The 16,336-nt window shown below is 38.9% G+C and carries 13 protein-coding genes; 1 reads left to right on the forward strand and 12 read right to left on the reverse strand.

The features are described 5' to 3' along the window. Nucleotides 1-61: 61 nt before the first annotated feature. The 9 genes from PO903_RS20025 to PO903_RS20065 form a co-directional block, all read right to left on the reverse strand. Nucleotides 62-1,114 carry a hypothetical protein gene (locus tag PO903_RS20025; protein ID WP_273594390.1) on the reverse strand — a complete coding sequence of 351 codons (1,053 nt, stop codon included), beginning with the start codon at nucleotides 1,112-1,114 and terminating at the stop codon, nucleotides 62-64. A gap of 126 nt (nucleotides 1,115-1,240) precedes the next feature. Further along, nucleotides 1,241-2,188 (reverse strand): serine/threonine protein kinase, encoded by a 948-nt coding sequence (locus PO903_RS20030; RefSeq protein WP_069329056.1) that lies wholly within the window; start codon nucleotides 2,186-2,188, stop codon nucleotides 1,241-1,243. A 311-nt stretch (nucleotides 2,189-2,499) separates the two neighbouring features. After that, the gene (locus PO903_RS20035) at nucleotides 2,500-3,087 is read right to left on the reverse strand and encodes a HEAT repeat domain-containing protein (RefSeq protein WP_273594391.1); all 588 of its coding nucleotides are present in this window, start codon (nucleotides 3,085-3,087) and stop codon (nucleotides 2,500-2,502) included. Nucleotides 3,088-3,412: 325 nt separating this feature from the next. Next, nucleotides 3,413-4,756, reverse strand: coding sequence for an L-lactate MFS transporter (locus tag PO903_RS20040; protein ID WP_273594392.1), 1,344 nt, complete (start codon nucleotides 4,754-4,756; stop codon nucleotides 3,413-3,415). A 148-nt stretch (nucleotides 4,757-4,904) separates the two neighbouring features. Next, the gene (locus PO903_RS20045) at nucleotides 4,905-5,750 is read right to left on the reverse strand and encodes a LytR/AlgR family response regulator transcription factor (protein ID WP_137220698.1); all 846 of its coding nucleotides are present in this window, start codon (nucleotides 5,748-5,750) and stop codon (nucleotides 4,905-4,907) included. Next, nucleotides 5,747-7,420 (reverse strand): sensor histidine kinase, encoded by a 1,674-nt coding sequence (locus tag PO903_RS20050; RefSeq protein WP_175425217.1) that lies wholly within the window; start codon nucleotides 7,418-7,420, stop codon nucleotides 5,747-5,749. Before PO903_RS20050 ends, PO903_RS20045 begins: the two co-directional genes overlap by 4 nt. 213 nt (nucleotides 7,421-7,633) lie before the next feature. Then, nucleotides 7,634-8,428, reverse strand: a complete 795-nt coding sequence (locus tag PO903_RS20055; RefSeq protein WP_069329052.1) for an ABC transporter ATP-binding protein — start codon at nucleotides 8,426-8,428, stop codon at nucleotides 7,634-7,636. Beyond that, nucleotides 8,428-9,363: an ABC transporter permease gene (locus tag PO903_RS20060; RefSeq protein ID WP_137220699.1), complete on the reverse strand. Its 936-nt coding sequence runs from the start codon at nucleotides 9,361-9,363 to the stop codon at nucleotides 8,428-8,430. Before PO903_RS20060 ends, PO903_RS20055 begins: the two co-directional genes overlap by 1 nt. Nucleotides 9,364-9,525: 162 nt before the next feature. Further along, complete coding sequence (locus PO903_RS20065) at nucleotides 9,526-10,557, reverse strand: ABC transporter substrate-binding protein (RefSeq protein WP_273594690.1); 1,032 nt, start codon at nucleotides 10,555-10,557, stop codon at nucleotides 9,526-9,528. Nucleotides 10,558-10,834: 277 nt separating this feature from the next. Here PO903_RS20065 and PO903_RS20070 point away from each other — a divergent pair, with 277 nt between their 5' ends. Further along, the gene (locus PO903_RS20070) at nucleotides 10,835-11,368 is read left to right on the forward strand and encodes a hypothetical protein (protein ID WP_273594393.1); all 534 of its coding nucleotides are present in this window, start codon (nucleotides 10,835-10,837) and stop codon (nucleotides 11,366-11,368) included. Nucleotides 11,369-11,588: 220 nt separating this feature from the next. Here the strand turns inward: PO903_RS20070 and recG are convergent, their stop codons facing one another. From recG to PO903_RS20085, 3 genes are read right to left on the reverse strand one after another with little or no spacing between them, the layout of a single operon-like run. Continuing rightward, nucleotides 11,589-13,640: an ATP-dependent DNA helicase RecG gene (gene recG / locus PO903_RS20075; protein ID WP_273594394.1), complete on the reverse strand. Its 2,052-nt coding sequence runs from the start codon at nucleotides 13,638-13,640 to the stop codon at nucleotides 11,589-11,591. Between the two features lie 13 nt (nucleotides 13,641-13,653). Beyond that, nucleotides 13,654-14,514 (reverse strand): DegV family protein, encoded by an 861-nt coding sequence (locus PO903_RS20080; protein ID WP_273594395.1) that lies wholly within the window; start codon nucleotides 14,512-14,514, stop codon nucleotides 13,654-13,656. Between the two features lie 27 nt (nucleotides 14,515-14,541). Further along, a complete protein-coding gene (locus PO903_RS20085; protein WP_137220701.1) occupies nucleotides 14,542-16,335 on the reverse strand; it encodes a DAK2 domain-containing protein in 1,794 nt (597 codons plus the stop codon). Nucleotide 16,336: the final 1 nt, after the last annotated feature.

Below are 16,336 nucleotides of genomic sequence, written 5' to 3' on the forward strand. Positions count from 1 at the left end.
AGAAGCTTAATGCTAAACAGCTTGCTTGTGTAAAAGATTTTCTAAGATTGTATATTCTATGTTAAAAAAGTAGATGTTTGCGTTCTACTTCAAAGAGTATATACATTTCCATTTGAATTTCTAAGCGTTTGTAACTTTCAATTATACTGAACTGCTCATCTCGATCAAATCGTTCCTTTATACATTTGAATATCGAATCGTCTGTATTCTCATTACTACTTGAATATAATAATGTATATAGGATTTCAATATTCTCATGATTAGTATTAGCAAATTTAATATCTTTGGAAAAATACGTTAAGTTGAACGTTAACAGAAAATGCAAAACATCTAAACGATATTCTAATTCACGATCAGATTCAATTTCTACCAAAAATCGCTTCATATCTCCGATCAATTCTTCAAATGTTAAGCCAACATGCCCCATCGCTTGATAAGTCCATTTTCCTGTGCCTGTACCCATATCATGGGCTTGCCAATTCGAGCTCCAAATGATGTTCTTTATCGTTTCTTTCTGTTCTTTTCCATATAAAGCAATGCCTAGAATCAGTCCTGCATTACAATCTATAGAAGCATGTTTGTCTCCCCATTCATATAAATGTTCGACAAAAGTATCATCATATAAACGAAAACTAAGTAGAGGTAAAAATTCCTCAAATAGAGGTTTATTGATAGACTGTTCTAATCTATCTTTTAATTGTTGCTGGTATTTTTCAACAGATAAATGAGCTAATCCTAGACAGGCAAATTTACAAGTGCTCCAAAGTTCACTTTCTAATGCATATTTTATTAATACAGGTGTAACTTGTTCTACTCCCATATAACCCAAAGCATGTAACACTTCATAAGGTGCTTCTTCTGTCAGATCATTGTCTACAATAGAAAATTCATATAATACATGGGCTAGATGGCTATCCCCTAATCTCATAATAGGTTCTATTAATCGTCCATTCTCATACTTTAAAGAATCTTGTATAAAAGTAGAATATAATGCTTCTGCATCTTCTTGATTGCCATAACGAATTATCGTATTTATGTACCCTTGAAATTTCTCATAATTGATATCTTTTGTTGAATGTAATTCATTTATAAATTTCTCTGTAATCTTAAGCATGTCCTTATTCTCCTTCAATATATTGCTATGTTATTCTGATTGGAATAACCCATTTTCTTGTTATAAAATCTGTATCATAATATACAAAAAGCCTACATATTAAAAAGATGTAGGCTTTAAAGATATTTATTTTTTGATCGTTGATTTGTGATCATTTGCTAGTTTCTTTTTACCATTCATCAAAATAAATTTGCGTTCCCACAGTCGTTCAGCACGCATAGCGACTTTGAACCATTTGAGAGAAGCACAACGTTTCTGTGCAGAGACTGCCAATCCCCAATGAATTACTCTTGTTAAAATAGGAGATACTTTGTTCATATCACGCAATGGCTCTAATGTATCATGGAATAGACGCTTAGGTACATCAATCGGTGCTTTACCCTGACAGCAGAAATACAGTGTAGCCGCCAAACTATAAATATCCGATACCGGTCCTTGTACCGAGCGACCTGAATAAAATTCAATCGGTGAATATCCTGCTGTCGTCAGAATCGTATGCGTTCGTTCTTGATAACGCACAGCCGAACCAAAATCAAGCAACTTGGTCTGTCCATCTTCTCCAATCAGAATATTACTTGGTCTCACATCACGATGAATATAACCAAGACTATGTATGTATTCCAATGCCCGAATAACAGGAACCAGTCGTTCTACTAGAAAATCATTGGTTACTTCTGTAGGATGTTCTTCCATAAATTGATCCAATGTGATGCCTTTGCAATATTCAGTGACAAGGTAAGCTGTACCATTTTCTTCAAAATATTGTACATAGCGAATAATACCTTGATGATTGATCTGACTCAATATTTCAGCTTCAGAACGAAACGTTTCCAACATTTCTCTATATTTAGAACCCAGACCAGGTTCATGACAATCAATATGCCGACGATCCTTTTTACGTTGTACCAATGCACTTGGAAAAAATTCTTTGATTACATGAAGTGTACCCTGTTCTATATGTCTGGCTACATAGACGATAGATAATTCACTAACCGATAATGTCCGGCGAATCTGATATGTATTCGCAAGTGTATGGTTTCGGGCAAGGGCCGGATTGACTATTATTTTATTCATTCTACACCCCTTCGCACCTTCCCACAGCATAGCGGTTCCCCATGTATATTACGCCCTGCCGGTGAAGAATATGGATAACAGTCATTGATTATGGCTGTCTACACAAATATTTTAGCATGAAACTTGACAATTGTGAGCAATTTCTCTGACAAATTTCATTAATTTCAGCAAATGTTCTGCTTTTTTCTTAATATCGCAGAACATTTGCTGTTTTTCCCACTACTTTTCGGATTTATTTATAGTATCTCCCATTTCATGAAGGTTATCAACGTTACTCGATAATACTTCAATTGAGCTACGACTCATGCGTATTAAGCACGTTCTGAGATCCAATCGCTTTCTCGCATAATCCGTAAAGCACTCTCAGCTATTTCGGCTACTCTGGAATCAGGATCATGTGTAGCAGTATAGACTAACATATCCTCAAACTCTCGCCAGCCGATAAAACTTGTAGCAAATACGGCGGATTGACGTACACGTACATCGGGATCACGAAGATATAATTGGAAAATGTCTAACACTTCAGATGAAGCTTCATCATACGAAGCAATACCCAAACGACAAATCGCATCGATTCGATCATCAACATGTTGATCATGTAGACAACGATATTGAATATCTTTGCTTGAATACACCATACCACTTTGATATAAATGATAAGCTAATTGCCGATGATCTGGGCCTGATAATAATAAATAAGGAATACTGGTCGATTGATCATTAATAAGATGTACCAAAGTCGACTGATCATCCATAACAAATGTGAAATATTCAGACGTCTGTTGCTCCTTTGTTTTCTGTGTTCCTTCTAAAGTAGATAAACACTGCAAATTTGATAGCGCTTCCAATATATCAAAAAAACGTAACTTAGGTTTCGTGCACAAACGAATATCATTCATACGAATACCTCCTCCTTTAATCTTGGGATAGAGTTAGTCTTACTTAAGTTATAACGATATATGGATATAAACGAATCATTATAGTAAAAATTGTAAGAAAAAGTAATCATACAAGTTACATATTGAGGCGAAATAATATTTAAAAATCAAAAATCGGTATGATTGTTCGACAATTACTTAACACTTATAGAACCTATAGAAAAAGCGTCTCTTAGTGGATAAGAGGCGCTTTTAGATTTTACAATGAGTGATCAATATGACATGTATGATTATTTGTATTTCCATAATCATATCTACATCTTACAAGTACAATAGAGTATGCCTATTAACTACGTGCTGTATGCGGTTTGGCACTCCATTTTTTCTCGTCTGCGGTTTGTTTTTCTTCGGTTGCGCCAGCAACTGGAGGTTTGATCCACAGTGCAATCAAGAAGGATATGATACATAACATGCCGATAACGATAAAGGTTGGTTTGAATCCACCCATCCATGCTGCAATAAATGAACCTGCTAATGCACCAATACCAAATCCTTGATAGACAATACCATAGTTTTTGCTGTGATTTTTGAGTCCAAAGAAATCACTCACAATCGCAGGGAATACGGTAATATTACCACCGAAGCAGAATGCAATCGCTGCAACAGCTGCGAAGAAGATACTGTATGTTAATGGGATAAAGCTTAGAACCGCAACCGCTGCTGCTGTCACTATAAATGTACCGCAGATCACTTTCATGCGTCCTACTTTATCAGACAATGCTCCCAAAATAATACGTCCTGCTGTATTGAAAATAGCGATCATAGCAACCGCATTAGCTGCTGTAGCCAAATCCAAACCTGCTAATTGAACACCGATATCTTTGACAATTCCGATTAAGTACAATCCACTCATACATGCGGTAAAGAACATAATAAACAGTAAGTATACTTGTTTAGTTTTGAGCATTTCTTTAACTGTGTAATCATGAACAACTACTGTTGCTGTTGGTTTGATAGAAGATGGTTGGCTATCACCTACGCGTTGTTGTGCTGCTTTTGCTTGTGGAGCTGGTGCACCGGATACATTTGCTTCACGAATAAAGCGTGAACCAATAACGATCATTAGTAGCACAATAATGCCCCAGTACAAGAATGTTGCTGATACACCTACAGAACCGATAAAAGCACCATTGATATATTTGAAAATGAGACTGCCTGTTCCATATGCTCCTACAGATATTCCGGAGATTAACCCTTTACGTTCCGGGAACCATTTGATCAAGTTAGATAGCGATGTAATATACGCTGTACCATCTGCAAATCCAACAATCACCCCTGCTAACATATACAGTAAAGGTAATGAAGAGACTTGCGAACTAAGCATTAAGCCTACACCGAGTACAATACCCGCGATACCAATCAGACGACGGATACCCCATTTTTCTTGTAATTTCCCTGCAAATAAAGTGGAAAAAGCTAAAGCAAAACTGGTAATCGAAAACGTAATCGCTACTGAACTGAGACCCCAACCGAATTTATCAACAAGAGGCTGGTTAAAAAGACTCCATGTATAAATCGTCCCCAGACCCATTTGTACAATAATTGTACCGAGTGCAATCAACCAACGATTGACTGGAGGTTTAGTGGTTTGTAATTGAGCTGTACTGGCTTGATTGGATACGTTTTTCATGATCGATGTTCCTTTCCGTAAGGACCGCAAATTGTAGTGTTATATGGTTCGGAGAATTCTCTGTTTCCTATGACCAAATTATAACCCTACCTTTGATGTAACATTCTCAAAAAGGAATGAAATGCAGTATATACGGAATGAAATGCCTTTAGATACTCATGATCTGCCTGAACTCTTTGACCTTACTTCGGCTCACTGGAACTTCATAATCCAGATCATGTAAACGAAGTAAATAAGTGTTATTAAACCACGGCACAATTTCACGGATTTTGGTGATATTGACGATATACGAACGATGACAACGGAAGAAGTATTCCTCTGGTAATGTATTTTGAAATTCTGAAATACTTGAAGTGACTGTATATTCAGCTCGCTTGGTAAATACATTCGTTACTTTCTCGCTGGCAGACGCATAATACACATCATCTACAGGAATCACCTGAATTTTATCATTTTTCCATAAGCTAATCTTACCTTGCAACACATGTGCATGATGAGGAACATGTGTTGTACTGGCTGTTGTTGATTGACCTAATGTAGACTGATCTGCATTAGAATGAGTCTCTTCAGCATGTTGCTCTGTTGATTCTTTTTCAGAAGACGGATTAGATAGAGTCTGCGAACCTTGATCACGTTCATACGTATTTTCTAATTTGCGTAACATTGATGTCATACGAGACTCACTATAGGGCTTCAAAATATAATCAAACGCTTCGATTTCAAACGCTTCTGCGGCATGTTCTTTGTACGCTGTAATAAAAATAATATAAGGTTTACGTGAAAATTTACTGATCGTATGCGCTAAGAATACACCGTCTAACGAAGGAATATTAATATCAAGAAAAATAGCATCTACTTCATGATCTTGTACATATTTTAAAACATCCATTCCATCGTCAAAGCTACCTACAATCTCAATCTGACTATGTGTACGGATATAATATTCTAATTCTTGTCTCGCCAGAAATTCGTCTTCCACTACGATTGCTTTCATGACATCTCCTTTTTCACTTTAAACTGGATACGTGTGCCTCGTTCAAGACGCTCTATCTGTAATCCTTCACCATAGATCAATTTGACCCGTTGATGCACATTTGAAAGCCCGATTCGATTTTCAGGCATTTTACCATTATAGACATTCGTAATAATATCTTGATCGATTCCTGCTCCTGTATCTTCTACACTGATGAGTACTTGATCGCCATGATCTTTAACCGACAATGTTACTGTACCGGAACCTTTACCTTTCAAAATGCCATGCACTATCGCATTCTCCACTAATGGCTGAATAATAAGACTGGGGATTTTCACTTCTACTTCTTCATCCACATCATAGATCACTGTCAATTTATTACCAAATCGTGCTTTTTCAATCTCAACATAATTCACAACCTGACCGAGTTCTTTATTAATATCGATCAATTGGTCACTCCATTCCAGACTATGACGAAGATAACCGGATAGATTGATAATCATTTCACGGGCATAGTTAGGATCGATACGGATGGACGATGCTATCGCATTGAGAGCGTTAAATAGAAAATGAGGATTAATACTAGTCTGTAACGCTTTAATTTCAGCTTTGTTTGCCATTTCTTTCATCTGCTCAATCCGAGACACTTCCATCAATGTAGAAATGATCTGAGAAAGACCTACTGCTAATGTTTGTAAAGAATATGTTATTTTATGCGCTTTACGGTAATAAATTTTGAGTGCACCTGTAACGATCCCTTTTTCAGTCAAAGGAATAATAATTAACGATTGAATATTAGGCACTTTGCCTTCCATATCGTTATTGCTAATCATAATCTCACCGCTACGAATCGTCTGTTTGGTCGCATCGGTAATAATCTCATGCCCGATATTGTAGTGATCTTCGCCAAGTCCTACATAAGCTAAAATAAGCTTGGTATCTGTAATCGCTACAGCATCCGCTTGAATATCCTCTTTGATAATACCGCATATTTTGCGCAATGATTCGCTATTAATGGACCTGAAATAAGGAAGTGTTTTATTGGCAATATCCAGGGCTAACTTTGCTTGCCTTGCAGCAATATTTTCCTTTTCTCCTTCGACTCCTTGTACAAATAGAACGATTAGACCTACACTCACCTGACCTAGAATCATCGGCAAAGCAATAATAGATACGATTTCTCGACCTAGTTGAGCCGGTTCTGCCATCACTAGAATTAAAAACATGGTTAATGCTTCACAAAACATGCCTGCTGCTATACCAGCAATCCAGCGTCGATTACGCTTTACTTTTTGATGAATATATCCTGAGACAATTCCTGCGGTAATACTGGTAATCAGACAAGGTATTGAAGTAACACCATCTATATCAATCAAATAGCGATGAAGCCCTGAGACGACACCAGTGACGATCCCGACCGGCCAACCAAATAATATACCGCCAGCCATCACAGCTATAATTCGTACATTGACCAGTGAACCTTCTACATTTATACCTGTATACGTACCAAATACAGCAAATCCACTAAAAATAATCGAAATAATTAGCAAATCTTTTTTGAATAATATATCTTTCTGAAAAATCTGTCTAAAATGCGATAACCTCGTTAAAAAGTATAAACAAATCAGTAACAATGCTGCACGTTCAAACAGCTGTAACAGGATAATTAACGTTACATTATTATTAAGCATGTATGCCTCCACTATAAAGTTAAAAAGGATATAGGATATACTTTTTTATTCTTTCGTTTTCGTTTAGATTCTGGTTATGATTATGGTTGAACTACATTCTTTTTATTTTACACTATTTTGCTTCTTTTGATTGTGACACCTTTCAAAATAAACCCAATCGCTCTGTAGATCACAGAATGATTGGGTTTATCTTCAAATATTTAATATAGACCTTTAACCAAGTACCACACGATCATCTGCCATTTTAGTCCCGCTGATTTGCTCAAATTCAGACATCAATCGTTCGATCGTTAGATCTTTTTTCCGTTCTTCATCAATATCCAAAATAATTTTGCCTTTATCCATCATAATTAGACGATTACCAAGACGTATCGCTTGCTCCATATTATGTGTAACCATCAATGTCGTTAGATTCATATCACGTACAATTTCTTTGGTCAGTGATGTAATCAAGTCGGCACGTGCAGGATCAAGGGCAGCGGTATGTTCATCCAGTAATAGTATCTGTGGGCGAGTAAATGTCGCCATTAATAGACTCAAAGCTTGGCGTTCTCCACCTGATAACATCCCCACTTTGGCACGTAGCCGATTTTCCAATCCAATCCCAAGACGTGATAACTCTTGTTTGAAAAGATTACGTCTTGCTGTTGTCACGCCAAATGAAAAGCCACGATTTTTACCACGGCGATAAGCCATCGCTAGATTTTCTTCAATCGACATATGAGGAGCTGTTCCAGCCATTGGATCTTGAAAAACACGTCCGATCCAGCGACTACGCTGATATTCTGCTAGATGTCCTACCGATTGCCCTTCGATATTAACCAGACCTGTATCGGGTTTTATTACCCCGGAAATAATATTCATAAGTGTTGATTTGCCTGCACCATTACTACCGATCACAGTCACAAAATCGCCCGGCTTCAAATGAAGCTGAATACCGATCAAAGCAATTTTTTCATCGACAGTACCCGGATTGAACAATTTAGATACATTTTCGATATGCAACATTACTGTTCACCTCCGGTTGGTTTGGAATAGGGCGCTGTCTGGATATTGCTTAATAGTTCAGCAGAGCGCTTTTTGGCTAATCCTTTTTGTTTCACTTTGCTTCGAACAGCCGGGAACACAAGTGCAATAATAACTATAACCGCTGTAATTAATTTGAGATCAGATGCTTCAAACCATTCGATTCGTAGAGCAGCTGTGACCACAATCCGATACACAATCGAACCTAAAATAACAGCCAATGTAGCTCTAAATACCGTTTTGGCACCGAAAATCGCTTCTCCTATAATGACTGAAGCTAGTCCGATCACAATCATCCCAATACCTGATGTCGCATCTGCAAAAGTCGATGTCTGAGCAACAAAGGCACCTGATAAAGCCACCAACCCGTTGGAAAGACTTACTCCAATAATGGTTGTTGTATCGGTATTAGCGCCTAGACTGCGAATCATTTGCTTATTATCGCCTGTTGCTCGTAGCGCCAATCCCATATCTGTACGCAAAAAGGCATCTAGCAACAATTTACATGCAATCACAATAATCAGCATCAATGTGATTGGAGAAATATGATCAAATACCATATCGCTACCAAAAATAGACACGTTCGGACTACCTAAAATGCGCAAATTAATCGAATACAATGCAATCATCATCAGAATACCAGATAATAGTCCATTAATTTTACCTTTTGTATGAAGTAATCCTGTACAGGCTCCTGCTACAAGTCCGCCTGCAAAAGCTCCTAGACAAGCTAACCACGGCGAAAAACCATGAACAATCATCACTGCTGCAATCGCACTGCCTGTGGTAAAGCTTCCATCCACCGTCAAATCAGGGAAATCCAAAATACGAAACGTAATATATACACCTAATGCGAGCAGAGCATACAACAAACCTAGTTGTATCGATCCTTCGCCTATTTTCAAAAATAACTCCATACTCTAGCCCGCCCTTTCTTCATGTTGCTTCGTTGCTGATCACTGGTGCTGATACGGATAGGATCAAGCCTACGGTAGCAAAATGGGATGAACTCAAAAGAAGCTCACCCCACTCTGTGTGATCCTATTTCACTTTTAGCTATAGTGCTCGCTACTATACTATTACTGGATCAAATTGTTCTCAGGATCTTTGACTTTGGCTTTCATTTCATCAGTCACTTTAATACCTTGTGCTTCAGCTGCTTTCAGATTCAAAATCAAATCTAGCTTTTCTTGCATAGCTACAGGTAGATCACCTACATTTTTGCCATTTTTCAATACGTCTACAGCCATTTGACCAACTTGATAACCATGATCATAATATTTGAAGCCTACTGTAGCAAAAGCTCCTTTTTCAACGGTATCGCGATCACTAGAAAAGAAAGGCATTTTGTTCTCATTGGCTAATTGAATAACAGTATCTACTGCGCTCACTACCGAGTTATCCAGTGTAATATAAAAGGCATCTGCACGACCAACTAATGATTGTGCAGCTTGCTGAACTTCAGAAGTATTGGTAACTGCTGCTTTGATCATCGTAATTCCGTGCTTTTTGAAAGCTTCTTCTGCACGTTGTGCCATAATTACAGCATTAGGTTCACCTTCATTAATCACTAATCCAATTGTTTTGATATCAGGTAATTCTGTACCGATAAAATCAGCTAATTCTGTGATTGCTTCTGGATTCGTATCCGATGCTCCTGATACATTCCCACCCGGCTTTTGTAGATCGCTAACGATCTTGGCACTTAATGGATCTGTTACTGCCGCAAATAAAACAGGTGAATCTTTAACCTGACTGACAACAGCTTGCGCTGAAGGGGTAGCAATCGCTAACACGAGATCATTGTCACTTTGAGATAACGTCTGTGCAATCGATAAGTTATTGGTTGAATCGCCCTGTGCATTTTTATAATCGACGGTTAAATTCTGACCTTCTACCATGCCCGCATCTTTAAGTGCTGCTAAAAACCCTTCACGAGTCTCATCCAAAGAAGGATGCTCGACAATCTGCGAAATGCCGATTTTGTAGGATTTACTATCTGTACTGCCTGCCTCTCCTGAAGAAGCACCTTCACTTCCACTGTTACTACACCCTACTGCGGTTAAGATCATTAGCACCATACTTAGAGGTAAAATCCATTTCTGCTTCATATTCATTTGTCTGTAACCCCTCTCGTCTCTAGTCTCAAGCTGTATATGTTCAGTAAACTGAACTGCATCATTCAAACTACAATGCCGTTTGAATGCGTTGCAACTTTACTTAGTAAAAGTCTTAGTATAAAAAAGGGTAGAGTCCTTATACTTTACATTCTATGAAATATTCTTAGCGTATTTTAATTTACTTTTAAGAGTATTCTCATCTACAGCAAGTATGCTAAGTGGATATCCTCAACGTAAAGTATCAAGTTAGAAAGGTGGAGAGAGCCTGATGGATATCAAAAAAATAATGGCGACCAGTTCAATGGCAATGGCGCTAGCTGTAAGTGGAACCTTACTGATTATTCCACAAGCTCATGCAGCGACAATCAGCAAAACCATTCCTAGCCGACTGGAACGTACGATAGCGACTCCATTATCCGTTAATCAGACTCCAAGGCGTGATATGCACCAACTTATGCAAAGAGAACGTATACCCTCTGCTTCCCATACTATATTAACAACAAGAAATCTATTATCTATTGATACGACAGCAAATATAGGCCATTTATTTGATGAAATATCCAGTTTACTCGGTATGAACAGTTTGGAATTAAAACAGTATTTACAAGATGGAGATACAATTGCTCAAATCGCTGAGCATCAAGGTATGGAAGAAACGAAAATTACCGATTTGTTGATCAATAACATAAGCATCATCTGGCAGCAACAATTAGCTGCTGGTCAAATTACACAAACACAATATGAACAATATAAGGTAGAGGCAAAAGATCAAGCACAGAGGATTATTAACAGTGCTATGTAAGAATATATTTGATATCGAAAATATATATTAAATCTATATTAAAGCTCTATCCTATACACCGTCAATCTATAATTAGAGATATCTTTGTAAAAAATAATATTTGCTGCTGAGATATCGATTTGTACATGTTAATCATATGTATTTTATAACGTATAGCAAAAAAAAGGAGAATACGATCATCGTATTCTCCTTTTTCATATCCAGTTTGAGTCTATTGCGTTTAATCCATTAACTCGCCTTGAAATACTTGCTGACGTTCCAGATAATCCCGCAAAGCAGCGTATTCGGGTGAAGTCCAGAAAAATTCGTTGCTTACTAATTTAACAGCATCTACACGAGCAATTTCTAATACTTCATAATCGCTCATCATATCGGCTACTTTAAATTCAGGCAATCCACTTTGCTTGGTACCAAAAAATTCACCAGGCCCTCGAATTTCCAGATCACGACGAGAAACTTCAAATCCATCTTCGGTTTCAGTCATCGCACGCATCCGCTCTTGTCCATTTTCAGACTTCGGATCAGCAATCAAAATGCAAAACGATGCATGTTCACCCCGACCAACTCGTCCTCTTAACTGATGAAGTTGAGATAAGCCGAAGCGATCAGCATCCATAATAATCATCAGTGTGGCATTAGGTACATCTACTCCAACTTCAACAACCGTTGTTGAGACTAACAATTGAATATCGTTACTGTAAAAGTGACGCATCGTTTCTTCTTTTTCTGCTGCACTCATACGTCCATGTAATAATCCTACTTTGTAATTAGGAAAATCTTGATCCATTTGTATATACAGATCAATCGCATTCTGTACATCCAATTTGTCGGATTCTTCTATAAGTGGACAGATGAGATAGGCTTGTCGTCCTTGGTCAATTTCGCGCGCAATAAATCCTTTGACACGATCCATCATATTATGTTTCACCCAATACGTACTGATCGGTTTGCGACCTTTAGGACGTTCTGCAATCGTCGACACATCCATATCTCCAAAGGCGGTAATAGCTAGTGTACGTGGAATAGGTGTAGCTGTCATCGTGAGCACATCAGGATCGAATCCTTTGCGTCTTAAAATACTACGCTGATTGACACCAAAGCGATGCTGCTCATCAGTGACCACTACGCCCAGACTGCGGAAATACACTTCATCTTGAATCAAAGCATGGGTACCTACCAGAATATCTATCATTCCCATTTGCAAAGAAGCCAGTAGATCCTTCCGCTTGCGCCCTGTGACACTACTGGTTAACATCCCGACTGTAATATCAAAAGGCTCAAACATCCGCTGGAGCGAGCGCATATGCTGTTCTGCTAGAATCTCGGTCGGTACCATCAGTGCACCTTGATGCCCTGAACGCACAGTTGCAAATAAAGCGATCGCAGCGATTACTGTTTTACCAGAACCTACATCTCCTTGAAGCAAACGATTCATACTATAAGGCTCACGCATATCTTTGAGAATTTCCAATTCCACTTGCTTCTGCGCATTCGTTAATTCAAATGGCAAGCTACGAACAAATTCACGAATCGTTGCATTATCTGTGGTATGGACAATTCCGCTATTACGCTTACGATTAATATTGCGATACGCTTGTAATTTTAATTGGAACAGAAATAACTCTTCATAGACCATGCGGCGACGTGCTTGCTTACCTTCTTCAATATCACCAGGTTGATGCAAATGGCGAATCGCTTGCTTGCGTGATACCAGCTTATACCGACGCATAATCTCTTGTGGCAAAATCTCAGGAATCATTTCACCGTATTGGTCGAGCGCTTTACCAATCGTTTTGCGCATCCAACCTTGCGTGATATTACCCCCGACCGAATAGACAGGTTGCAGACTACCACTACGTTGTGTTCCCTTATCAGGAAATTCAGAATCAAGCACTGTCATTTGTGAGCGGCGTTGATCCCATTTGCCAGTCAGTATAATTTCACGACCGGAAGTTAATTGTTCTTTGAGATAATGACGGTTAAACCATGTCGCTGTAACCATCCAATCGTCGACCATCATTTTACAGGTCAGACGTGACTTTTTACCATAACGTTGTAGTACAGGTAGACCTACTATTTTGGCTTGAACGGTTATTTTTTCGCCATCTTTGACTTCTATTAATGATCGTAAACGATAATCTTCATACCGGAATGGAAAATATTCCAGTAAATCAAGGATCGTATAGACGTCAAAGGCGTGAAGCTCTCCTTCTTTGAGAGCACTCACGCCGTTCACTTGCCGAACTGTAATCTGTTCCAGACTGATATTCATGTTCATCCCTCGTTTATGGCTGATCCGGCCACGCGAAGATCCCTAATGTGCGCGCTCCTGTATGACTTCCCACTACAGATCCGATGTCTGGCAATACCAGTTCACCAATCTCATAATGTTCTTTGAACAGCGCTAACAGTGGCTCGGTAGACTGTGGATCAGCTGTATGTCCCAAAGCTAGATTAATTTTATCAACTTTTAATTCTTGACGCATCATTTCAACGATACGTGCCATTGCTTTTTTCTGACCTCTTACTTTTTCAACCGCATAGATTTGTCCTTGTTCGTCGATCGATAAGATTGGTTTCACATTAAGCAAGGTTCCGAGAACAGCCGATGCTCGTCCAATCCGTCCACCTTTACGCAGATTTTCCAGATCATCTACAATAAAGTATAACGAACGACTTTTCAAAATATGTTCAATACCTTCTACAATCTCATCTACTGTTTTGCCTTGTTCCGCAAGTCTTGCAGCGTGGACCACAGCCATACCAAAACCGTACGATGCTGATTTGGAGTCCAATATCGTTATATGATCATCTTGATCGATCATTGATTTCCCAATAAGTGCAGATTGATACGTCCCGCTAAGCCCAGAAGACAGATGAAGCGAAATAATGGAAGCCTCTGGATACTGTGCATGAATCGACTCATACATTTCTGCAAATTTGGCAGGAGAAGGCTGTGATGTAGTTGGTAATACTGATACAGACACCAGACGACGGTAAAACTCGGTCGCCTGAATATCTACACCATCTTGAAACGTTTCTTCACCGAAAAATAAACTTAACGGGATAATCCGTATACCATACTGTTCTGCTAGAGCAGCCGGAATATCTGCTGTACTATCAGTCACGATTATCGTATGTGCCATCGTTTCTCCCTCCTATCGTTCCTATTTTCAAGATTCTACCGAGAATAAGTAATGGTAAACGGGTTGACCACCTTCATGCATCTCAATCTCTGCATCCGGATATGTCTCTTCTAACCAGCCCATAAGTGCACTGGTGTCTTGATCATCTGCATCGTGCCCTACTAACACAGTCACTACTTCTTGTCCTTCTTCGATCATTTTGGACAGTAGTTGTTGACAGGTGGTTAGCATGAGATCACTAGCGGCTACAATTTTGGAATTATGAATTCCGATATATTGTCCTTCTTTAATATTCATATCTTCAATAACAGTATCACGTACAGCATTAGTCACTTGACCGGACTTCACATGTTGCAGTGCTTCATTCATATTGCTCTGATTGACACTGACATCTTCATCTTCTTGAAAAGCAAATGCCGCAGCAATCCCTTGTGGAATACTTTTACTTGGAATAACTGTGATGTGATGTGTTTCTTCTAATAAGTCTTTGGCTTGTTGAGCCGCCAGTACAATATTAGAGTTATTTGGCAAAATAAAGATATGGTCAGCTGACATACTTTCTACAGCTTTGACGAAATCTTCTGTACTCGGATTCATCGTTTGCCCGCCGGATAGAATAGCATCTACACCTAGACTTTTGAAAATATCAGAAATACCGTCTCCTGACGATACCGCGATAAATCCATAAGCTGCCACTTCTTCTGCTGGAGGTGTAGCTGTTTCCTGAGCAGTCAGTGGTTGTGGTGGCATTTCAGCAAATACGTCTGGTGATGGCGCAATATCTAGTCCTGCTGATAATAGATCACGATGTTGCTCACGCATATTCAAAATATGAATCTGTGTAATCTCACCATAACGTAATGCCAGGTTCAATACTTCACCGGGTGCTTTGGAATGGACATGTACTTTGACGACTTCATCATCGGCAATAACAATAATTGAATCTCCATTCTTAGAAAGTTCCTGACGGAAAGATTCTTCATTAAAAGCAGCATTTTTGATATCACCGATCTGACGATTGATAAAAAACTCCATATCGTACAAGAACTCGATATCTTCGGTCTCCATACGAGATTGAGCAGAATGATCAGGAGTAGTGGTCGCTAATCCTTTAGCTTTATCCAAAGCTACGCTAGAACCTTGTACCGGAACACTTTCTCCAATATTCGCATAGATATCCGCTTGCTCTTGATTCACTTCATAACCATGTTGTAAGTAGTTATAGAAGCCTTCATAAATATAGACTAATCCTTGTCCACCTGAATCCACTACGCCTACTTGCTTGAGGATCGGTAACATTTCTTGAGTCTGTGCCAATGTTTCTTGAGCACGCTTGAGCACTTCGCCCATCAACTCGGTAATATCGGTCGTGCGACGTGAATAATAGAGTGCATGTTTGGCAGCTTCTTTGGCAACCGTTAAGATGGTTCCTTCTACCGGTTTCACGACTGCTTTATACGCTGATTCCACTCCACTTTGAAGAGCTGCTGCAAATTGATTCGCATTTAATTCTTCATATGAAGCCGCAGAACGACTGAATCCACGGAATAATTGAGATAAAATAACACCTGAATTACCACGTGCTCCCATCAATAACCCTTTAGATAATACGGTTGCAGTTGATCCAATAGCAGCCGAGTGATTACGCTTTAGTTCTGTAACGCCCGCAGTCATCGTCAAATTCATATTAGTGCCTGTGTCTCCATCAGGTACCGGAAACACATTGAGGGAATTGACGTGCTCTGCATGTTGTTGCAATCGCTCCGCTCCAGCCAGTACCATAGCGGTAAAATCAGTCCCATTTAAAAAACGCTTACTCAAT

It is taken from the genome of Paenibacillus sp. PK4536, assembly GCF_028594455.2.
GTDB classification, from domain to species: Bacteria; Bacillota; Bacilli; order Paenibacillales; family Paenibacillaceae; genus Saccharibacillus; species Saccharibacillus nuruki.